At 58.7% G+C, this 21,808-nt stretch carries 17 protein-coding genes and 2 pseudogenes; 15 read left to right on the top strand and 4 right to left on the bottom strand.

Annotated features, from left to right (window positions below):
* Window positions 1-114: 114 nt before the first annotated feature.
* Complete coding sequence (locus tag VQ071_RS14125; RefSeq protein WP_340514680.1) at window positions 115-1,038, bottom strand: phytanoyl-CoA dioxygenase family protein; 924 nt, start codon at window positions 1,036-1,038, stop codon at window positions 115-117.
* A 138-nt stretch (window positions 1,039-1,176) separates the two neighbouring features.
* On the opposite strand from VQ071_RS14125, the gene VQ071_RS14120 reads away from it, so the two are divergent.
* From VQ071_RS14120 to tnpA, 3 genes and pseudogenes are all read left to right on the top strand, one after another.
* Window positions 1,177-2,055 carry a helix-turn-helix domain-containing protein gene (locus VQ071_RS14120; RefSeq protein ID WP_340514679.1) on the top strand — a complete coding sequence of 293 codons (879 nt, stop codon included), beginning with the start codon at window positions 1,177-1,179 and terminating at the stop codon, window positions 2,053-2,055.
* Window positions 2,056-2,093: 38 nt separating this feature from the next.
* Complete coding sequence (locus tag VQ071_RS14115; RefSeq protein ID WP_340514899.1) at window positions 2,094-2,942, top strand: MBL fold metallo-hydrolase; 849 nt, start codon at window positions 2,094-2,096, stop codon at window positions 2,940-2,942.
* Between the two features lie 858 nt (window positions 2,943-3,800).
* Window positions 3,801-4,055: pseudogene (gene tnpA, locus VQ071_RS14110) on the top strand (IS200/IS605 family transposase); the annotation flags it as partial.
* A gap of 247 nt (window positions 4,056-4,302) precedes the next feature.
* On the opposite strand, the gene VQ071_RS14105 reads toward tnpA, so the two are convergent.
* On the bottom strand, window positions 4,303-5,655 hold the full coding sequence (locus VQ071_RS14105; RefSeq protein WP_340514678.1) for an MATE family efflux transporter: 1,353 nt from the start codon (window positions 5,653-5,655) through the stop codon (window positions 4,303-4,305).
* A 137-nt stretch (window positions 5,656-5,792) separates the two neighbouring features.
* On the opposite strand from VQ071_RS14105, the gene VQ071_RS14100 reads away from it, so the two are divergent.
* Entirely contained in the window at window positions 5,793-6,473 is a 681-nt protein-coding gene (locus VQ071_RS14100) for a TetR/AcrR family transcriptional regulator (protein ID WP_340514677.1), read from the top strand.
* A gap of 59 nt (window positions 6,474-6,532) precedes the next feature.
* Here the strand turns inward: VQ071_RS14100 and VQ071_RS14095 are convergent, their stop codons facing one another.
* Window positions 6,533-6,937 carry a MerR family transcriptional regulator gene (locus VQ071_RS14095; protein ID WP_340514676.1) on the bottom strand — a complete coding sequence of 135 codons (405 nt, stop codon included), beginning with the start codon at window positions 6,935-6,937 and terminating at the stop codon, window positions 6,533-6,535.
* Window positions 6,938-7,034: 97 nt separating this feature from the next.
* On the opposite strand from VQ071_RS14095, the gene VQ071_RS14090 reads away from it, so the two are divergent.
* Window positions 7,035-7,865: an SDR family oxidoreductase gene (locus VQ071_RS14090; protein ID WP_340514675.1), complete on the top strand. Its 831-nt coding sequence runs from the start codon at window positions 7,035-7,037 to the stop codon at window positions 7,863-7,865.
* Between the two features lie 34 nt (window positions 7,866-7,899).
* Here the strand turns inward: VQ071_RS14090 and VQ071_RS14085 are convergent, their stop codons facing one another.
* Complete coding sequence (locus VQ071_RS14085) at window positions 7,900-8,541, bottom strand: TetR/AcrR family transcriptional regulator (RefSeq protein ID WP_340514674.1); 642 nt, start codon at window positions 8,539-8,541, stop codon at window positions 7,900-7,902.
* Between the two features lie 148 nt (window positions 8,542-8,689).
* On the opposite strand from VQ071_RS14085, the gene VQ071_RS14080 reads away from it, so the two are divergent.
* The 10 genes and pseudogenes from VQ071_RS14080 to VQ071_RS14035 all read left to right on the top strand — a co-directional run bounded on the left by VQ071_RS14080 (window position 8,690) and on the right by VQ071_RS14035 (window position 21,773).
* Window positions 8,690-10,129 carry an MDR family MFS transporter gene (locus VQ071_RS14080; RefSeq protein WP_340514673.1) on the top strand — a complete coding sequence of 480 codons (1,440 nt, stop codon included), beginning with the start codon at window positions 8,690-8,692 and terminating at the stop codon, window positions 10,127-10,129.
* Between the two features lie 79 nt (window positions 10,130-10,208).
* Window positions 10,209-11,246 (top strand): GNAT family N-acetyltransferase, encoded by a 1,038-nt coding sequence (locus tag VQ071_RS14075; protein ID WP_340514672.1) that lies wholly within the window; start codon window positions 10,209-10,211, stop codon window positions 11,244-11,246.
* Between the two features lie 229 nt (window positions 11,247-11,475).
* Window positions 11,476-12,354 carry an NAD-dependent epimerase/dehydratase family protein gene (locus VQ071_RS14070; protein ID WP_340514671.1) on the top strand — a complete coding sequence of 293 codons (879 nt, stop codon included), beginning with the start codon at window positions 11,476-11,478 and terminating at the stop codon, window positions 12,352-12,354.
* A 145-nt stretch (window positions 12,355-12,499) separates the two neighbouring features.
* Window positions 12,500-13,348 (top strand): GNAT family N-acetyltransferase, encoded by an 849-nt coding sequence (locus VQ071_RS14065; RefSeq protein WP_340514670.1) that lies wholly within the window; start codon window positions 12,500-12,502, stop codon window positions 13,346-13,348.
* A gap of 24 nt (window positions 13,349-13,372) precedes the next feature.
* On the top strand, window positions 13,373-14,314 hold the full coding sequence (locus tag VQ071_RS14060) for a DUF1835 domain-containing protein (protein WP_340514669.1): 942 nt from the start codon (window positions 13,373-13,375) through the stop codon (window positions 14,312-14,314).
* 557 nt (window positions 14,315-14,871) lie between these two features.
* Window positions 14,872-15,741 (top strand): YitT family protein, encoded by an 870-nt coding sequence (locus VQ071_RS14055; protein ID WP_340514668.1) that lies wholly within the window; start codon window positions 14,872-14,874, stop codon window positions 15,739-15,741.
* 120 nt (window positions 15,742-15,861) lie between these two features.
* Window positions 15,862-17,793 carry an AraC family transcriptional regulator gene (locus tag VQ071_RS14050; protein WP_340514667.1) on the top strand — a complete coding sequence of 644 codons (1,932 nt, stop codon included), beginning with the start codon at window positions 15,862-15,864 and terminating at the stop codon, window positions 17,791-17,793.
* A 171-nt stretch (window positions 17,794-17,964) separates the two neighbouring features.
* The gene (locus tag VQ071_RS14045; RefSeq protein WP_340514666.1) at window positions 17,965-20,415 is read left to right on the top strand and encodes a heavy metal translocating P-type ATPase; all 2,451 of its coding nucleotides are present in this window, start codon (window positions 17,965-17,967) and stop codon (window positions 20,413-20,415) included.
* Window positions 20,416-20,430: 15 nt separating this feature from the next.
* Window positions 20,431-20,691: pseudogene (locus VQ071_RS14040) on the top strand (carbohydrate ABC transporter permease); the annotation flags it as partial.
* A gap of 290 nt (window positions 20,692-20,981) precedes the next feature.
* Window positions 20,982-21,773 carry an endonuclease/exonuclease/phosphatase family protein gene (locus tag VQ071_RS14035; protein ID WP_340514665.1) on the top strand — a complete coding sequence of 264 codons (792 nt, stop codon included), beginning with the start codon at window positions 20,982-20,984 and terminating at the stop codon, window positions 21,771-21,773.
* Window positions 21,774-21,808: the final 35 nt, after the last annotated feature.

Below are 21,808 nucleotides of genomic sequence, written 5' to 3'. Positions count from 1 at the left end.
TTGTAAAAAGCGGTGTTTGTTTCCCTTATGTTTTTCGCCGCCGCGCAGCAGGCGGCAAAAAAAGGCCCGGCGCATCAATCGCGATGCTGCCGAGCCGTCTGTATTCATGCTGTACTAGCCGCGCCAGTAATCGAGGTGGGGGTAACGGAACGTATCCGACGCCGTACGCGCGCCAAGCGCGAAGTCCCCGTCGGGGTCGTAGACGAACGGCTTCTCGCCTTGCGCATAGGGGGCGGCCGCCCGGCGGTCCAGGCATTCGAGCAGCATCTGCTGCTTCAGCCCGAGGTACTCGCGCGTATGCGGTCCGTAGCTCCATTCGATCTCGCCGGGGCGGAATTCGTAATAGATCGTGCGGCGCAGCGGATTGCCGTCTCCCGCAGGCGAGCCGTGCAGCACCGTAATGTCGTGGAGGATCGCGTCGCCCGCCTCCAACGGCACCGGAATTGCGTCCTCCGTGCTGAACCGATCGGCGCCGTCCTGGTCGACTCTCGCCTTGCACGCTTCCGGCGACCACTTGTTGCTGCCCGGAATGACCCACAGGCAGGTGGCGAGGTCCGCCGGGTCCAGGTAGAAGTCGACGTTAAAAATGGGGCGCGCATCCGTACAGCCCGCCGGCATCTGCGCATCGCGGTGCCAGGGGACGATGATGCCTTCTCCCGGCATTTTGAGCACCATCGAGTCCCAGGTCGGAATAAAGTTGCGGCCCTGCAGCTTCTCGACCGAGCGCAAAATAAACGGGTGGCCGAGGAGCGCCTTCATCGGATCGCTCTTGTCGATGACATATTCGATGCGCCGCAGGATGCTGCGGCCGGTCTTGCCGCCCTTGCCGTACATATAGTCCGGATCGTCCTGGACGCCGGCGACGCCAAGAGCGACCTGCTGATCCATCTCGGCCTGAACGGTCCGAAGCTCTTCTCCTTGCAGCGCGCCTTTGATGACCAGGAATCCGTTGTCCAGAAAAAATTGGGCTTGCTCCTCCGTAATGCAGCTTTGCGTACGCGCATCGGCGTAGGGCATCTCCATCTGTGATTTGCTCATCGGATCGTCTCCTCTTTTCTCCTTGTTGTACCTTCGAGACCGATTTTATCGAAAAAAACGGCGGCTGTATTTGGCTCGGATATTCTTTCTTGTTGCCAAAATCACTTTCCGGTACGATGGAGAAAAGGGGGCGCTGAGATGAGCGATGAGAACAAGGAGCGGGTGACATCCGGCGATCTGCCGCAGAGCGATAGCAGTACGGAGCTGCCGGACTTCCATTGTTCGCCCTATATCACACTAGCCCATCTGTTCGATGCGCCCAGAGGGTGGGCGATCCGTGACCGGACGATGGGGCAGTATGCCCTTCAATATGTGTTGGAAGGGCGAGCGGATTACCCGATTGGCGGGCGACCATATCCGACCGTCAAGGGCGATCTGCTGTTCCACCGCCCCGGCGAGCCGCATTCGATCCTCACCCTGGAGGGCGAGCCGTATGTGTGCCTATCGTTCGTGTTTCACTTCGGGACGAATGAGTTCCCGGTTCACCGGCTGTTCGGGGATGCGCATCTGCTCGGCAACTATGCGGGCACCGAGCTGGAGAAAAAACTGAATCGGCTCGTTCACCTGCATCGGCAGCCGGGCCTGCCCGCGCAGCTGCAGGCACAGGGCCTGCTGCTCGAGGTGCTCGGAGAGGCGGCGGCGCGGCTGAACCGGGAGCGGGCCGACTCCGCCGTGGAGGCGCGAACGAAGGCCAAGCTGCTGCTGCTGCAGAATTACATCCGCGAGCATCATGCCGACAATGTCCGGCACAGTGATCTGGAGCGGATCGCCGGGCTTAGCCGCAACTATATTATCGTGCAGTTCAAGCGGCAGTTCGGCCTGACCCCGATGCAGTATCTGACCTGGGTGCGCATCCAGCAGGCGAGGGAGCTGGCGCTGCAGACGAACCTGTCGGTCAGCGAGATTGCGGGCGCGGTCGGCTACGCCGACGTCCATACGTTCGGGAAGATGTTCAAGAAAAAAACCGGGACGAGTCTGTCCCAGTTCTGCTCGGCGCTGGTCACTTATAAAGTTTAGCCTTGAAAACAGAGGAGAGATTACCGTTGCAAACCCCGCTGCATACCATCGAACGAATCGGCAGCCGCTTCTGGTATATAACGCCCGTATCCGAGACCGATCGCCCAATACTGGGAATGGTCGTCGGCCGCAACAAAACTTTGATGATCGATGCGGGCAACTCCGCGGCTCATGCCAGATACTTTGTGGACGAGCTGCTCGCAAGAGATGTCCCCGCTCCCGATATGGTAGCTATCACGCATTGGCATTGGGATCATATTTTCGGCCTGTCCGCTTTGAAGGATGCGGTGTCTATTGCCTCCAAGGAAACGAAGCGGGAAATGGAGAAGCTCGTGCCCCTCGCCTGGTCGGATGAAGCGCTGGACGCACGCGTACAAGAGGGAACGGAAATCGAGTTTTGCGCAAATGCCATCAAAAAGGAGTTCCCCGCCCACAGAAATATTACAATCGTATTGCCGGACCTAGCATTCGACAATCGGGCGGAAATTGATCTGGGCGGAATCACCTGCATATTGCAGCGGGTGGGAGGCAATCACGCCCCGGACTCCGTTGTCGTGTACGTCAGGGAAGAGAAAATTTTATTTTTGGGAGACTGCATTTATTCGGATATTTATGCGGAGAAAAGAAATTATAAAATCGCCGACACGATGCGGCTGCTCGACGTATTAGAGACATTCGACGCGGAGACGTATGTGCTCTCCCACTGGAAGCCGATCTCGAAGCAAGAGTTCGTTCAGGAAGTCACGATGCTGAGAACGATCGCGGCCGTCACGGATCGGTGCAAAGGCGACGGGCGACAAATGCTGGAGGAATACCGGAAGTCCGTCGAGCGCGAGCTTACGGAGGACGAACTGCAAGTCATCGGAGAGTTTGCGAACGGTTACTGAGCGCGCGATGGGGAGCAGGGCGCAGGCCGGCCCGGCTTCTAAAGAATGTCTGTTGGATCAGTTCATGCAGGCAACAAGCGAGCTTCATCAACAGCTTTATCCCGAATCGTATAAATAAAGGTCAAAAAGCTGCCCGATGAGGCAGCTTTTTTTGACATCATAGAATTTATAACTTGGTGACAGTGGACAGGATGAGAAAATGAGAGGCGGGCCGTGCAATGGCATTGCATTGCATTGCATTGCATGGCATGGTATACGCTCAAGTGTACCGCGTAAAAGTGCGATATAGCCGAGCGAGGATAGATGTTGCCCGAGTGTACCGCGCAAAAGTGCAGGATGGATACCGATGATCGGACGAAATACCGCTGCTGAGGCACGCTATCCTGCACTTTTGCGAAGTAGCAGCCCGTGATCCTTCCAAACGCGGCGCTACCCTGCACTTTTGCAGGGTAGACTTCAACGTTATCATTTTCAGTACCATCTCGTCGCAGCTTGTGCGATCTGACCTCACTACCTGCAAGCGAGAAAACCACCGTTACAGGAGCGACAAGGAAGCTGGAGTATGCTGCAAGCCAGAAACGCGCGGCTACAGGAGGGGGCGCCCGCTGTAAGCGAGAAAACCACCGCTCCAGGAGCGACGAGTGAGCCGGAGTGTGCTGCAAGCGAGAAATGCGCGGCTACAGGAGGGGGCGCCCGCAGTAAGCGAGAAAACCACCGCTACAGGAGCGACGAGTGAGCCGGAGTGTGCTGCAAGCGAGAAATGCGCGGCTACAGGGGGGATCGCCCGCAGTAAGCGAAACGAAACAATCGTCAGGGCGATGTCCCCCTGACGATTGTTCTTATGTAAGTCTATTCGTTGTGTCGGAATTTATGGGATATCTAAAAGGGAAAAGCTCACTCATGATATTCGATAAATTCGCCAACATGAAGTATCGCTACGGAAGTCGCCAGTTCTGGTGTAGAGGATATTTTGTAGATACAGTAGGACGGAACAAAAAAGTGATCGAAGAATACATCCGTAACCAGCTAACAGAGGACAAAGAGTATGAACAACTCACGATGAAAGAACTGATCGACCCGTTTACGGGTGAGTCGGCGAAAAAGGGCAGGTAACGAGGCCCCTTTGCAGGGGCTCGCCCGAGGCAGGACGCGGTTGGCAGACTTTCAGTGCGCCTTATAGGCGCTTGCTTGTAACATGCCCTTATAGGGCTGATGGAAGCCACCGGCTAAGCCGGTGGTTATGACTTTGCGACGCTGTTGGGACGGATTCTTCTCTGCGGGGCGCCATTCCGTCCGGCTTGGCTGTATCCTCAAGTATTGCCGGAGCGCATACACGCGAGCCGGGCGAGCGATCCGCCCTTTACTGCACCAAAGCATCCAGATCCGGCTGCAGCTTGTTGCGCAGCAAGTACAGCATGACGGCGCCGACGAGGAAGGCGACGGCATCCGCGATGACGAGCGACCAGACGACGCCGTGGAAGCCGTGCATGCGATTGGCGATATAGAGCACCGGGATCAGCGTGATCCCTTGAATGACGGACATAACAAACGCGGCGGTCCCTTGGGCCGTGGCCTGGAAGATGCCGGTGAACAGCGAGGTCATGCCTGTGATGAACAGGGACAAGAACGTTACATGCAAAATGTAGCTGCCCATCTGAATCAACTGCGGGTCGTTCGTAAACATGCCGATCAGGTGATCGGAGATCAGATAGACGACGATGCCGAACACGACGGCCAGCGCCACGATCGTCTTGATCGTGAATGCGATCGTATGCTTCATGCGCAGTTTGTTCGCGGTAAAGGAGAAGGCGATCAGCGGCACGACGCCTTCGCACAGGCCCATCAGTATAAACTCGGGAAATTGCAGCAAGCGCGATGAGATGCCGTACCCCGCCACAGCCTGCTCCCCGTAATCCACCAGATAGTGGTTGAAAATAAGCGACATCGCACCGAGGAAAACGCTCATGATAAAGACGGGCACGCCGATCTTGAATACGTTGCTCACAATGTCCTTGCTTACCTTGAACCATTTTGCGGAGACAGTGAGGAACTGGCTCTTGAACCCCATATGCCAGGCGTAGAAGGCACTGGCGACCAGGTTGGAGACGACCGTCGCAGACGCGACGCCGATCACGCCGCCATGGAAGACAAAGATGACGAGCGCATCGAGAATAATATTGACGGCGACGCTGAGTATCATACCGACCATCGAAGTGATCGCCGCGCCCTCGGAGCGCACGATATTTTCCAGCGTGAAGAACAGGACGACGATCGGCGAGCCGATCAGCATCACCGTGACATAGTCCTTGGTAAATCCGAAGGCGCCGGCCGTCGCCCCCAGGCCGTGAACGATCGGATCGATCAGCGGGAGGCCGACGGCCAGCACGATCAGACCCAGCAGCAGGCTGCTGTAGAAGGCGAAGGAGGACACATGCTTGACATGGTCGTATTTTTTCTCGCCCAGCAGCCGGGAGATGAATGCGCCGCTGCCGATGCCGATCAGGTTGCCGAGCGCCATAATGGCCGCGAATAATGGCAAGGTGAGCGCGAGTGCCGTCAATATGGCGGTGTTGTGGAGCGTACCGAGGAAGAATGCATTCAAAATGGAATAGATGACGCTCATGGACGTGCCCAGCATCATCGGGACGGCGAAGTGGGCGACGGCTTTGGCGATCGGCGCTTTTTCAAAGTAATGAAGGTTTTGTGCTTCCATGCGGATCACTGCTTTCTATAGTTGATTTTGATTTTGTCTAACGTTGTTAGATTGAACCTTACAGTGTTAGATGATATCATGAACATATGGACCTGTAAAGCACAAACTTACACTGTTAGATAAAAGGGCGGATAACGATGAAAAAACAGCAGCCGCAGATGACGGAGGATAAAATACTGGAGGCTTCGTGGGCGCTTCTGGGTGAGGAGGATATCGAGAGGTTCAGCATGCGGCGATTGGCCGACCGGCTGGGCATTCAAGCGCCGTCTCTGTATTGGTACTTCAAGAGCAAGCAGGATATCTATCAGCGTCTGGCCAATCAAATATCGCGGATGATTGTGGAGGAATTCCATGCGGAGGGAGACTGGAAGGCGCAGCTGGAGGGGCTGGCGATCACGATACGGAACGTGCTGCGCCGGCATCCTTGCTCCACGCAGCTGATGATGATGACGCTGCCGCACGAGCCGGACATGGTCCGATTCACCAATCGTATGTTGCTCTGCGTCGAACAGACGCCGCTTCGGCGCGAGCAGAAGCTGCAAGCCGTTCTTGCGCTGACGAACTATGTGTTCAACTTCGTGCTGGACAATTATCAGCATCAGCGCAATGTCTCCGTGATGATGAAGGACCATGGAGAGCTGCCGGACGGGGAGATGATGCGCCTGCTGGACGCCATGAGCGAGAAGGATGCGGGCCTGTTCCGACAGATGTTCAAGGGCGGACTGTTCGAGCTGATGGGGTCCGACGAATCGTTCGCGTTCGGCTTGCGGCTGATTCTGCTCGGGCTCGAGCAGGTGATTCGGGAGCAGGAGCAGTAGCACCTTCGTCGCCGTCCTTGCGAATAAACGGGGGCCCTGACCGGGAATGCGCGCACAGATCAGACATCATATTGGCTTGCCAGCATAGCATTCGCCTTTTGCGGATCTGTCTCCAATAGCATTCTGTATTCCAGCATCCATCCAAGCGTATCGAGCATCTGATCGTATTCCTGCTTCTTCAGCTCGATCTCGTCGATCTTCCGGCGAATCCATGCGATCACCTGTTGATTGGTGCGCGTCCTCGCATCATGGTCCTGCAAAATTTCCTTGAGCTCGACGAGCGAGCAGCCGATGCCCTGGAATTTTTTGATGAGCTTCAGACGCTGGATCGCTTCGTCGGCATAGCTGCGGTAGTTATTTTTTTCCCGTTGGACATGGCGGCTGTCCAGCAGGCCTTCTTTTTCATAAAACCGGATGGTGTGGACCGATAAGCCGGTCTGCCCGGCCAATTCATGAATTTTCATGCGCAGCTCCTCCACGAAGGCTCTTGCCTTAGAGTTCACTCTACAGTTTACACTGAACTTGTACAGTTACTCAATGGCACTGAAGGAGGAGCTCATGATGCGTATATTTGTAACAGGAGCAACCGGTTATATTGGTTCGGACGTTGTTCGGAACTTGATCCGGGCCGGCCATGAGGTCGTCGGCTTGACGCGGTCCGGACGGGGCGCCGCAGCGCTGGAGGAAGCGGGAGCCGAGGCCCACCGCGGCACCTTGGACGATCTCGACAGCCTTCGCGCGGGCGCCGCCGCTGCCGATGGCGTCATCCACCTGGCGTTCAATCACGACTTCACGGACTTCGCGGGGGCGCTGGCGACCGATCTGCGCGCCGTACAGGCGATGGGGGAGGCGCTTCGAGGCTCGGGCAAGCCGCTTGTGATCACCGCGCACGCCAACGGGCAGGCGTCGGAGGATGCGGCGATCGCGCTGGCCGAGCAGGGCGTGCGGACCTCGATCGTATCGCTCGCCCCGTCCGTGCACGGCGATGGCGACAAAGGCTTCGTGCCGCGGCTGATCGAGATCGCCCGTGCGAAGGGGGTGTCCGCCTATATCGGCGATGGGGCCAATCGCTGGCCGGCCGTGCATCGTCTCGATGCGGCGGTCTTGTTCCGCCTGGCGGTCGAATCCGCCCCGGCGGGGTCGCGGCTGGACGGTGTCGGCGACGAGGGCATCCCGTTCCGCGACATCGCCGGCGTCATCGGCCGCCGCTTGAACCTGCCTGCGGTCAGCATCCCGCAGGCTGAGGCGGCCGCTCATTTCGGTTTTCTCGGCATGCTCGCGGCGCTCGATATCCCGAGGTCGAGCGCAGAGACGCAGGCGCTTCTGGGATGGCGGCCCGAGCATCGCGGACTGATCGAGGATCTCGAGCAGGGACAGTATTTCGACCAATGAACGAACGCCAAGAAGGATGAGCCGAATCAACGGCTCATCCTTCTTGGTTATGCTTGCGCACGAGCGGCAGGAAGACCTCGTCTACGATCTCGATCACGGCTTCGTCGGTCAGCGGCGTATGCGTCGTGAGCAGCTCGAATCGCACCAGGTCGACGGGCAGCGTGACGACGCGTTCCGGCAGCCCTTCAAGCGTGACCTCGCCCCGCCGCTCCGCGTGGCGCAATATATTCGTCATCGCGATCGCGAGCGGGTCCTCCGATCTCGGGGGCAGCGTCATGTTGGCGTGGAGCGCGTCCCCATGGAATTCGACCATCAGGCCGTGAATCGTCTCGGCGCCGATCATCTGCATCGGCTTGATGATTCTATCCAGCAAGGCGAGCACATCTTCTCTCAGATGTCCCGTGTCCGGCGCATCGAGCGAAGGCTTGGGCGTATGCTTCACCAGCGCGGCGACGATCAGCTTCGCCTTGTTCGGCCACCGTCGATAGACGGCGGCCTTATTTGTTTTGGCCCGGGCGGCGACAGCTTCCATCGTCATCCGGGCATAGCCGGTCTCTCGCAATTCCTCCCATGCGGCCGACAGGATGGCATTCTCCAGTACATCGCCGCGCCTGCGCGATCCCGCCGTTTGCCGATCTTCTTTATTTCCCGTGCGGTCCTGCGATGGTTTGGGCATATCGTATCGTTCCTTCTCCCAAGTATATGGCGTTCGGCCATTGGGCGTTTGTAAATAGTATATTGCATTTTCACGCGAAGGGTAATATGATTGTACTCAAATAAGGAACGGAACGTTCCGTTCCTTAAATATCGAGAGGTGAACAACAATGGCTAAAACGCAGGCAGAGGTCATCAGCCCCGCCACAGAGAAGCTGGACCGAGGCACTTTAAAAGTCGCACTTATTCTTGTGTTCGGCGCGATCGCATCCCAGCTGGACTCGACGATGGTCAATGTGGCGATTAACACGCTCGCATCGGACCTGCACAGCACGGTATCGGCGATTCAATGGGTGATCACAGGTTACGTGCTGACGATGGGGCTGGCGGTGCCGGTATCGGGCTGGGCAATTCAGCGGTTCGGCGGGAAGCATGTGTATATGTTCTCGCTGTGGGTGTTTCTGATTTCTTCCGTCCTATGCTCGCTGGCTTGGAATACCGGGAGTCTGGTCGCTTTCCGGTTGATTCAGGGGATCGGCGCGGGACTGCTCGTCCCGACGATGCAAAATGTGCTCGTGCAGACGGCGGGCGGCCGCGGCCTCGGCAGGCTGATCGCGATCATCAGCATTCCGGCGCTGCTCGGTCCGATTCTCGGTCCGGTCATCGGCGGGCTGATCATGGACAATATGAGCTGGCGCTGGATTTTCTACGTGAATATTCCGGTCATGACGGCAGCCCTCTGGCTGTCCTGGCGGCACATCCCGCAGGATGAGCCTTCCAAGAGCAAGCCGAGGTTCGACCTGATCGGATTCCTGCTATTGTCTCCCGCGTTTGCGGTGCTCATCTACGGCATCTCCAAGATGAGCGATCCGGGCGGGCCGTCCTCGGCAGGTGCGCTCGTCCCGCTGGCAGCCGGCGTTGTTCTGCTGGCCGGGTACATCCTGTATGCCTTGCGTTCGAGCCGGTCTCCGCTGCTCGATTTGCATTTATTCCGTTCCCGGCACTTCCTGGCGTCGAACGTGACGTTGTTCCTCTCCGGCATGGTAATGAACGGGGCGCTGCTGCTGCTCCCGCTGTATTACGAGCAGGTTCGCGGCGAGAGCGTGCTGGCGACGGGGCTGCTGTTAATCCCTCAAGGGGTGGGCATGCTGATCACCCGGAGCTGGATCGGAGGGCTGGCGGACCGGATCGGTTCGCGGCGCATCGTGCTCGTCAGCCTTGCCGTGACGCTGGCGGCCAGCATACCGTTCGCCTTCGCTGGGACGGATACGAGCCATCTGCTGCTGGGTGCGGCGCAGCTCGTGCGGGGTGCGGCGTTGAACGGCATTCTGATTCCGATCATGGTGTCCGCATACGCAGGATTGCGCAAGGAACAGATTCCGCATGCGAGCATCTCGACGCGAATCTTCCAGACGATCGGGGGCGCGTTCGGCTCGGCCGTCCTGGCGACCGTCATCAGTCAACAATTGGCGGGCGGTACGGGAGCGAGCCTCGGCTCGCTGGCCCATGCGTACCAGGCAGCCTTCTGGTGGTCGGCCGGGTTTGCGGCCGTATCGGTGCTGCCCGCGATGTTCCTGTCCAATGTCAGGAAACAAAAAGAGGGCGCCTAAGGAGACATCTGCCAGTATATATACAATATATGGTACAATAGAGGGCAGGACATGTGAGTTTTATATAAGGAGGCTGTCCATGCCCAACCCGATCGAACTGCGCCCCCTGAAGGTTCCGGATGACTACGAAGGCTTGGCGGGGCTGCTCAACACTTACTTGTCGGAGCCCATCTCCGCACAGCGTCTGCAAGAAGACGACGCGCAGCTCTACGAGGTCGGCCATACGTACAAGGACGACAACGGGCTGCTGGCCGGCTACGACCGTACACGCTATGTCGCCGTGAACGCTGACGGGAGGATCGTCGGTTATGTATGGTCCTGGCGGGCGCCCTGGACGGAACCGGGATATCTGAACAATACGGTTGTCGTAGACCAAGACTGCCGCGGACAAGGCATCGGCCGGCGGCTGGTGCGTCATCTTGTGCAATGGGGCGAGGGTCTCGGGGCGGTGAAGCTGGTATCGGAGATATGGGATGACGATGCCGGTGCCAAGCGATTCGCCCTGCGCAACGGATTCGTGGTCGAGCGCCATATGTTCGAATCGGTGCTCGAGCTGGGGGAGACGCAGCCCGACATCCCGGAGGCGCCCGAACTGCTGGAGAAGCTGGCCTCGGACGGCATCCTCATCAGATCATTCGCGGAGGAGGGCATCACCGAGGACAACGAGCGGCGGCTCTACGAGGTCTATCTGGAGACGCTTCGCGATATTCCGGGGTTCATGGGAGAGGTGCCCGATCAGAATGAGTGGCGCAAATGGCATCTGCAGGTCGAGGGGTACGCGCCGGAGCGGGTTCTGCTGGCAATAGACAGCCGGCAAGACCGATATGCGGCGGTATCGAACCTGCTGTACAAAGCGGCCACCAACGGCATGTATCATGAATATACGGGCGTCCGCCGCGAATATCGCGGCCGCAGCATCGCGCGGGCGCTCAAGGTCCGCGCCATTCAACTGGCCGGGCAGCAAGGCGCCTCCTATTTGAAAACGGACAATGACTCGTTCAACGGTCCGATTCTCAGCATTAATCAAAGCCTGGGCTATGTGCCGCTGCGAGGCTCCTACCGGATCGCCGCAGACCTCCAGACTGTTAAGACGGCAATCATAGACATCGATAGCTGACACCGCCCGGATTTTACGCAAGGAGCGAACACGCATACGGTGTTCGCTCTTTGCGCGTTTTTTCCCGTTCCTCGTGTTATGAAGCGCCGGGTCAAGGCGGCAAACCGTAATCCGGAGCAATTTGTTTACCCGACAAACAAAGTCTGCTAATCTATAAATATACCCATCGGAGGTGTATTAAACGCCCCGCGGCAGTGTCGGGCGTCCATGACAGGGAGGAACAACATCGATGACGAGCAAATCGAAAAAAGTAGTCGTGACCGGCGGCAGCGGCATGCTGGGCCGTTGGGTCGTCAAGCATATGGTCGAGCATGGATATGAGGTGCTGAACGTCGATACGCGCCAGCCGGAGGAGCCTTGGTGCCCGACGCTCATCGTAGATCTCGAAGATCTCGGCCAGACGTACGGCGCGCTCGCCGGCGCGGACGCGGTCGTGCATATGGCGGCGATCCCGAGAGCGGGCATGGTGCCGCCCGAGACGACGTTCCGCAACAATGTGATGTCGACCTACAATGTGCTGGAGGCTGCATCCGGGCTGGGCATCCGCAAGGTCGTCGTCGCCTCGAGCGAATCGTCGTACGGCATCTGCTTCGCCGTCCATCCGTTCGGCCCGCAGTACGTGCCGATGGACGAGGCGCATCCGCAGCTGCCGCAGGACAGCTACGGCCTGTCCAAGATCGTGGGCGAGCTGACCGCGGATATGTTCCACCGCCGGACCGGCATGCAGATCGTGTCGCTGCGACTGGGCAATGTGATCCCGCCGGAATGGTACGAGCGGTTCCCGTCGTGGATACACAATCCGGAGGAGCGCGAGCGGATTCTGTGGAGCTACATCGATACCCGCGACGCCGCCGAGGCTTGCCGCCTCGCCATCGAAGCGGAGAGATTGGGCTCCGTGGCGCTGAATCTCGGCTCGACCGAGACGAGCATGGCGGTCCCGAGCCGCGAGCTGATGGCCGCCCGTTATCCCGGGGTCACCGACTTCCGCGCGCCGCTCGAGGGGCACGAGGCGCTGCTCGACAGCTCCAAGGCAATGAAGCTGCTCGGGTGGGAGCCCAAGCACCATTGGCGCGAGGAGCTTCGGAAGCTCGGCCTATCCGACGAATAGGATCGCGATTCCGCATACAGAAGCAATCATGCAGAGACTTTTCCTTTCCGAACGAGAGGAAAGTCTTTTTTTATTGGTGCTCCATCTTGCATTGTCGGTATAATATTTGTAAGCATTCACCAGCGGGAAGGACAGTGTGCAGGCGATGAAGCTCTCCGGTATCCGATATGAGCCTTACAATGACAGCCAATATCAGGCCGTCCGCGCGTTGATCGGCGAAGATGCCGGGGCCGGAGAGGTGATCCTGCGGGTGCTCGCCGAAGAGCCTGCGTTGTTCATGACCGTATTCATCGAGGACCGGCTTGTTGCGTTGGCGCAAGTGAACGAGCCCGCAGCGCAGTCCTACCTGACGGTGTTCGTCTGTCCGCAGATGCGCAGGCAAGGAATCGGCACCGAAGTCGTCAAGTATGGCGAGGACAAATTGCGGGCGGGCGGGACCCGGATCGTCAGAAGCTCTTATCGTGCCGATCATCCGTCGGCGCATGCGTTCGCGTCCAGGCTCGGCTATGAACCGTATTTTTCATCTGCTTATATGGAGCGGACGGGCGATCCGTATCCGCAGGAGGAGCTTCCGGTGAGACGGTATACGGACGATGACTATATCGCCAGCCAGTCGCTGCATGCCATCGCCTTCCATGAGATGCGCGTCCGTGTCGGGCGTTTTCCCGAATCTGCCGTTGCCCGGTCCAGTGAGCAAGAACGCAGCGCCTGGGAGGCGGAAGCGGAGGACCGCCTGGTCTGCGAGATCGGCGGGGAGATCGTCGCCTGCAGCCATCTCAGCGGCAATGTGCTCAGCAGCATCTCCGTTCGCCCGGACATGCAGCGGCGCGGGATCGGGCGGAAGCTCACGATGTATGCGTGCAATGAGATTTACCGGCGCGGTCACGAGACCGTGTCGCTCTGGTGCGTCGTCGGCAACGATGCCAGATGCCTGTACGACAGCCTCGGCTTTCAAGAGAAGTATACGACGGCATTTATACGGAAGACGCTGTAGGTGCCGAATACGAGGAGGTGCAGGATGCTTCATATCGTAAACGGGGATGTTGTCGGCGATAAGCTAAGGCAGGGGAGCGTCGGCGGCGATATTCTGGTCTGGAGAGAAGTGTATCCGGTAGGCCCGCTATGGCCGGATATGGACGAGCCTGGGCAGAGGCAGCGCAGAGCGGCGTATTTGGAGCGGACGCTGGGCGTTCCGGCAGACGAATATGAGGCCCACTGCGAGTCGCAGGCGCAGATGCTGCAGCGCTTCAGCACCTACGATGAGGTTGTGTTATGGTTCGAGCATGACTTGTTCGATCAGCTTATGCTGAGCTATTTGCTGCACTGGTTTGCGAAGCGGGCGCTCGGACGTACGAAGCTGAACCTGCTGTGCATCGGGGACTATCCGGGCATCGAATCGTTCCGGGGACTGGGCCAGCTGACGATCGGACAGCTGGAGGCCTTGTCGGGCACATGGACGAGGATCGGACAGCAGGAGCTTGAGGCGGGTACCCGGATTTGGAATGCATATACGTCGCCGGATATCGAACGGCATGCTGCCCTGTTGCATGAAGACATATCGGCGCTGCCGTTCGCCCGTGCGGCGCTTGAATCGCATTTATCCCGCTTGCCCTCCGCCATGAACGGTCTGGGAATCGTAGAGCAGACAACCTTGGAGCTGATCCGGCAGGGCGCGGCAACCCCGAACGAGCTGTTCAAGGAGATCGGGGACCGGCTAAGCGTGCTTGGGATGGGCGATCTGGAATATTGGTATCGGCTGCGGGCGATGTCCGAACAACCGGATGCGCTCGTCGTGAACAGGGGCTCCGAGGTTGCATTAACGGCATTCGGGCTGGCAGTAGCCGATGGAGCCCAGGATTGGATGCAGGTGAAGGACGTCAACGAATGGTACGGCGGCCTGCATCTGCATCGCGATATCGCCTGGCGCTGGGACGCGAAGAGGGCACAGTTGGTTTGGTGAGCTGCTGCCCCGCGCTGCCTCATCACTTAAACTTGCTATTCTTTTCAATATAAATATCCAAAGCTTTAATGCCGCGGATTAAAAACTTAATCAATAGGTATAAGCAATACAAGCCGAGCAAGGTGAACAGGCCATACACGATAAGCATGATCTGGCTAAAGGCTGTAAATAAAGAAAAACTGCTTGATGTGACCATATTTATTCCTCCCGGATGCAATAATCGTCTGGCTTTCCCCTTCCAGTATACGTTTCTTTTCTAAACTTTTCCCATATTTTTCTCATCCAGGTCGGAACCACCGCGCAAAAGTGCAGATGGATGTTTTTGAGCGGATGAATTGTCGCTGATGAGGCGCCCTATCCTGCGCTTTTTCAGGTTAGCGAACAGGATCCGGTCGCACGTCCTCACTTCCCACTGTATGAACAATGCTCGTGCAGCCTTCTCCCGTCGTCTTCCTCCCTGCACACCTCATTGGGTCGGTCAAGAGCGGCGATGTGCGATTTTAATTGCAATCAGCTAAAATAAACTTTGGAAGCAAATCCGGAAATGAGGTCAAGAAATGAAGAGTGAGACGAAACAGCCTGCCTTGCTTAAAAAAGTGCTGCGGGGACTAGCCGTAATCATAGGCGCATTCATCACGGCCTATGGGCTTGAAGCCGTATTGATTCCGAACAATGTGTCGGACGGCGGCGTGACGGGTCTAAGCATCGTAGGTTCGGAGCTGTTCGGCTTGCCGCTCGGACTGTTGATCGCGATTTTGAATATCCCGTTTATATTTCTGGGCTACAAGCAGATCGGCAAAAGCTTCGCCATCAATTCCGTGCTCGGCATCGCATCGCTGGCCATCGGCACGATTACGATGCACCACATCAAGCCCATCCTCGATGGCGATACGCTGCTGGTAACCGTCGTCGGCGGTATTATTATCGGGTTCGGTATGGGTCTGGCGCTGCGGAACGGCGGCGCACTGGACGGGATCGATATGCTCGCCGTCCTGCTGTCCCGCAAGCTGCCCTTCGGCACCAGTGACCTGATCCTGTTCCTGAATGCGTTCGTCTTTATCGTCGTCTCGACCGTATTCGGCCTGCAAGGGGCGATCATGTCGGGCATCGCTTATTATATCGCCTCCAAGGTCATCCATATCGTCGAAGAAGGCTTGAGCGGCGCCAAGACGTTCAAAATCATTACCAAATATCCCGAGACGATGGTAGAAACCATTCGCGACCGCCTGGGGCGCGGAGCCACCTACAACCTCGTAGAGGGCGGCTATTCCAACGAGCAGTTCAAAGAGATTACCTGCGTCATTAACCGGCTGGAAGAAAGTAAATTGAAAGAAATCATCTACGAACTCGACCCGAATGCCTTCGTCATGGTGTACGACGTAGCCGAAGTAAAGGGCGGAAACTTCAAGAAACACGATATCCATTAGTCAAGCGGATAGCGATGCCGAGGCGGCAAGGGCTTGCGGGGGTGCCGATCGATTAATCGTCCGCACCGGGCGTTCCCTGCTCAAATCGAGCGAATACAAGCGCGGAGAGGCAAGGCCGGCATGGATATCAACGATCTGATCATTCTATGGAATCACGCGAATTGCAAAGTCATCGATGTGCGTCGCACGACGATCGGGGCCGGCGAAGCGATGCGCGCCTACTACGTGCCCTCCGGTTTGTTTGTGATGTCCGTTCGCGGCCATGCTACGGCAAGTGTCGGAGGGGAAGTTCAGAGCCTGCAGCAGTTTACGGTGCTTCATGCCGGCAGAGGGACAATGCTCGATCTGGCCGCCGGCAGCGAGGGGCTGGATTATTACAGCATTTATTATAAGGCGAGCATGAATCCCTTGTTGCCCGCGGAGCTTGTCGCGCTTTTTGAAAAGGCCAAGCCCTTCGAGTATGCGTACAGCACAACGCCGGGTCATCCGGTAGCGCTGTACCGGATCGTGAGCGAGCTGTTCAAGGCTTGGGGCAAGCAGCAACCGCTCGCGCGTCTGCACGCCCGGACTTTGCTCTATCAGTTCGTGACCGAGCTGCTGCAGCAGATGTCGGCATACGGCGTACGCCCGGCCAAGCAAGATCTGGCCGCCCAGGTCGCGGCCATCATCCATGCGCACTACGCGGACGCCATAACGCTGGAATCTCTGTCGGAGAGTCTGAACTACAGCGTCCCCCATCTCTCCTCCTACTTCAAGATCCGCACGGGACTTAGCCCGATCGACTACTTGATCAAGGTACGCATCGACAAGGCCGCGGCCCTGCTGCTGGAGACGGATGCTACATTGAAGGAGATCGCAGTCGGCGTCGGTTATCAGGACCCCGGCTATCTGGGCAGGCTGTTCAAAAAGTACAAGGGCGTCTCTCCGATCAGCTATCGAGAAATACATGCCGCCAGCCAGAAACGAGCAGATCGTCCTGTCAGGAGCATGGAATCCTCCGTTGTCGCACCTTCCTCCTTCCACTATACTGAATCTGTTGATAATCATTCTCAGTATTGTGGCGACGGAGAGGAAGATACAGGCATGTTCAAATTATCAAGGCCAACGCTGGCATCGGTGCTGCTGCTTAGTCTCATGCTGGTGCTGAGCGCATGCGGCGCGAATGAAGCCAAGGAGACGGCAGCCTCCATGCCGAGTCCAAGCGATGTGCCGGCCGCGTCGGAGGGGCCGAAGACTAAAATTGTGAAGACGGTGAACGGCGAGATAGAGGTTCCCCTTCATCCCGAGCGAATCGTCGCAGGCGAGTATTTGGGCAGCCTGATTGCGCTCGGCATCACGCCGATCGGCACGTCCGATCACCATATCAAGAATCCTTATTTTCAGTCGTATTTAAAGGGCGTCGAAAATATCGGGGAAGGCAACGGCAATGTAGAAAAGGTTCTGGCGCTGCAACCCGATCTGATCATTGTGGACGACTTCTATCCGGAGTTGAACGAGCAGCTTTCCAAAATTGCGCCTACTGTCGTCATTCCGTACGCCTCCTTAAAGACGGTGCACGACGAGGTCACTTATTTCGGGGAGCTGCTGGGCCGAGAAGAGCAGGCAGCAGCCTGGCTCGCCGAATATGACAGCCGCATCGCGAGCGCCAAGGCGCGCGTATTGAAGGCGATACCTGCGGACAGCACCTTTTCGGTCATCGAAGACAGCGGCAAAGAGCTGATGGCCGTCGGCACCGATTACGGCAAGGGCGGACAGCCGATCTACAATGGCTTCGGGTTCAAGCCGCCTGCGGATATCGCGGCCGAGATGGCCGATCCGGGCTGGGCTGCTTTCTCTGCCGAAGTATTGCCGAAGTACGCGGGGGACTACATCGTGCTTACATCCGCTTCGGCCACGATGGATAAACTCAAAGCAGATCCGATCTGGGGCGCGCTGCCGGCAGTCAAAAATGACCATGTCTTCATCTGGTCAAGCGACCGCTCCGGCTACTGGGACCCGATCGCCATCGTGAGTCAGACCGAAGAACTGGCTGCATGGCTGACAAGTCTCTAACTTGCAGACGAACAACAAGCTCTCTCGTCTCCGCCCGACAGCGGACGTTAGAGCTTTTTCTTTGCAAATATTGCGCGAGCTGGGAAGGCGGTAGTAAATGTTTGTTTACAAATATAGAGTAGGGGGGTATACTAGTAACAACAAAAGAAACGGAAAAATGAGGTGTTCGCGATGAGTACAGCCAGGCCGGAATCGGAGCAAACGTCCCTGCAATTGACCGGCATGACCTGCGCGGCTTGCGCTAACCGGATCGAGAAGGGTCTGAATAAACTCGAAGGCGTGGCGGAAGCGAACGTGAACTTCGCGCTGGAACGAGCGACTATTAAGTACGATCCGAAAAAAGTAAATGTCGCGCAAATGGAACAAAGCATCCAGAAGCTCGGCTACGGCACGGCCAAAGAAGTCGTCGACTTCAAGCTGGAGGGCATGACCTGCGCGGCTTGCGCGAACCGGATCGAGAAGGGCCTGGGCAAAATGTCCGGCGTCACGGCCGCCTCCGTCAACTTCGCGCTGGAGACGGCGCGGGTCGAATACAACCCGGCCGGCGTATCGATCGCCGACATGGAGCAGCGCGTGGCCAAGCTCGGCTACAAGGCGATACCGAAGTCGGACGAGGCCAATCCTGCGGCCCGCCGGGAGCAAGTCGTAGCGCAGCAGAGGCTGAAGCTGCTCATCTCCGCCGTGCTGTCGCTGCCGCTGCTCTGGTCGATGGTCAGCCACTTCTCGTTTTTATCATGGATCTGGATGCCTGAACTATTCATGAACCCCTGGTTCCAGTTGGCGCTGGCTACGCCGGTCCAATTCTACATCGGTAGACAGTTCTATGTAGGTGCCTTCAAGGCATTGCGCAACAAGAGCGCCAACATGGACGTGCTCGTCTCGCTCGGCACGTCGGCCGCGTACTTCTACAGCTTGTATCTGACGATCGAGTGGGCTTCGATGGGCGGCATGGCGCATGACGGGCCGTCGATGTACTACGAGACGAGCGCGGTGCTCATCACACTCGTCATCCTCGGCAAGCTGTTCGAATCGCTGGCCAAGGGCCGCACGTCCGAAGCGATCAAGACGCTGATGGGCCTGCAGGCGAAGACGGCGCTCGTGGTCCGGGACGGACAGGAGCTGACCATCCCGGTCGAGGGCGTACTCGTCGGCGATATTGTGATCGTGAAGCCGGGAGAGAAGATTCCGGTGGACGGGAAGGTGCTGGCAGGCAGCTCGTCGGTCGACGAGTCGATGCTGACGGGCGAGAGTATCCCGGTCGAGAAGCAGGCCGGGGACAGCGTGATCGGCGCTACCGTCAACAAAAACGGCAAGCTGAGCCTGCAGGCGACCAAGATCGGCAGGGATACCGCGCTCGCCCAGATCATCAAGGTCGTGGAGGAGGCGCAGGGCTCCAAGGCTCCGATTCAGCGGGTCGCGGACGCGATCTCCGGCATTTTCGTACCGATCGTCGTCGGCATTGCGGTCGCCGCATTTATCGTATGGTACTTCTGGGTCACGCCCGGCGACTTCGCGAACGCGCTGGAGAAGGCGATCGCGATTCTGGTCATCGCCTGCCCCTGCGCGCTGGGACTGGCCACGCCGACGTCGATCATGGCAGGCTCGGGCCGCGCCGCAGAGCTCGGGGTGCTGTTCAAGGGCGGCGAGCATCTGGAATCGACGCACAACATCGATACGATCATCCTCGACAAGACCGGCACGGTGACGAAGGGCAAGCCTGAGCTGACGGATGTGGACGCCGCCGCACAGATGGTTGAGCGCGATCTGCTGCGCCTGGTCGGCGCCGCCGAGAAGGATTCCGAGCATCCGCTCGCGGAAGCGATCGTCGCAGGCATCAAGGCCCGCGGCATCGAGCTGCCGGCGACGCAGCAATTCGAGGCGATCCCGGGCTACGGCATCCGCGCCGTCGTCGAAGGCAAGGAAGTGCTGGCCGGCACGCGCCAGCTGATGGCGAAGCACGACATCCCGGTAGAGCAGGCGCTCGATCGGATGACGCAGCTCGAGGAGGACGGCAAGACGGCGATGCTGATCGCGGTTGACGGCGTGTACGCCGGCCTCGTCGCGGTGGCCGATACGATCAAGGACACATCGAAGGCGGCCGTATCCCGGCTGAAGGCGATGGGCATCGAGGTCATCATGATCACGGGCGACAACGAACGCACCGCTCGGGCGATCGCGGGCCAAGTCGGCATCGATCATGTTCGCGCCGAGGTGCTGCCCGCAGGCAAGGCGGACGAAGTGAGGAAGCTGCAGGCGCAGGGTAAAAAGGTGGCGATGGTCGGCGACGGCATCAACGACGCCCCCGCGCTGGCGATGGCGGATATCGGCATGGCGATCGGCACAGGTACGGACGTGGCCATGGAGGCCGCCGACGTCACGCTGATGCGCGGCGACCTGACGAGCATCCCGGATGCGATCTACATGAGCCGCAAGACGATGGGCAACATCCGGCAGAACCTGTTCTGGGCGCTTGGCTACAATACGCTCGGCATCCCGATCGCCGCGATCGGACTGCTGGCGCCGTGGGTCGCAGGCGCGGCGATGGCGCTCAGCTCGGTATCCGTCGTCCTGAACGCCCTGCGGCTGCAGCGTGTGAAGGTGCGCAGCGGATATGAGCCGTAACGATAACCAGAGGCGATGGTCAAGCCGACGATCGCGACACTCGTCATCTTCACCTTCATGAGCAAGTGGAACGAGATTCTCGCGCCGGTCATCTACCTGACCTCCAGCGCGAAGTTCACGCTGCCGATCGGCATCCTGTCCCTGGGCGGACAGTGGGTCGGCAACGAGCAGCTCATGGTGGCTGCCGCGCTGATCAGCCTGATCCCGATCCTGGCGCTGTTCCTGTTCGCGGAGAAGTACTTCGTGCAGAATCACGCGAACTCGGGCATCAAGTAGGCAGTGGACGGGCTGTCCGCGCGGGGAGGCATGAAGTAGGCGGTGCCGGACTGTCTGTGAGCGGCACGAGCCGATCGAGACGGGTGCCGGGGGCAGACGCTCGCCCTGGATCATTCCGGACACGACGAACCGCCGCCGCCCGCTTTTCTCCGCATCTCCCGATCTCCCGGTCCCACATCAAGACGCCTTCCTCACCTCCGGCCAAGCGGGGGAAGAGGAGAGCGTCTTATGCTTGCTTCTCGCTTCCTTTATAATACGAATGATGCCAATACGATCTAGAGGTGATCACCATGCAGTGGAAAGTAATGACGTTCAACCTGCGGACAAACGTGCCCTCCGACGGGGACAACGCCTGGCCGATGCGGCCGGCAAGCGTGGCGCAGGCGATCCTGCGCCATGATGCGGATATCGTGTGCGTGCAGGAGGCGCTGCATGCGATGCTGCTGGACCTGGAGCCGCTGCTCGCGGATTATGCATGGGTAGGAGAAGGCAGGCGCGGCGGGCAGGACGACGAGTTCTGCGCGATCTGGTACAAGCGGAGCAAGGCGAGCGTGGAGGCGTACGGCAGCTTCGGGCTGTCGGAGACGCCTGAGCGGCTGGGCGTCCTGGGTTGGGGCGCGGATTATCCGCGCATGTGTACGTGGGCGAGACTGCGTGCGTCGGCGCCGGTCGGCGGGAACGACGGGGTGCTGACCGTGTTCAACACACATCTCGATCATGTCAGCGAGCCGGCGCAGGTGAACGGAATGCGGCTGGTCACAGATCGGATCGAGGATAAGAGGGCGCAGTCGGGGGCTTCCGTCGTGCTGACGGGCGACTTCAACGTCGGCCCGGCGCACGCGGTCGTGCGCGGGCTGGAGCAGGCAGGGTACGTGAACGGCTATTCGGCGCTGCCGGGAGGGGCCGGCGCGGTCGGTGCCACGTTCCACGACTTCCGGGGCGGGGAGTCCGGGGCGCCCATCGATTATATTTTCGTCACGCCCGATGTCGCCGTGGAGCGGATCGAAGTGGACCGGGGCCGGTACGAGGGACGGTATCCTTCGGATCATTATCCCGTATGCGCGGTACTGTCGGCGAATTAGCAGACGCAACCAGGACGGAGGCCGGCAGCTTGCCG

It is taken from the genome of Cohnella sp. 56 (assembly GCF_037963805.1).
GTDB lineage: Bacteria > Bacillota > Bacilli > Paenibacillales > Paenibacillaceae > Cohnella.
Note: the sequence above shows the minus strand (reverse complement) of the source record. Positions and strands in the feature narration are given on the sequence as shown.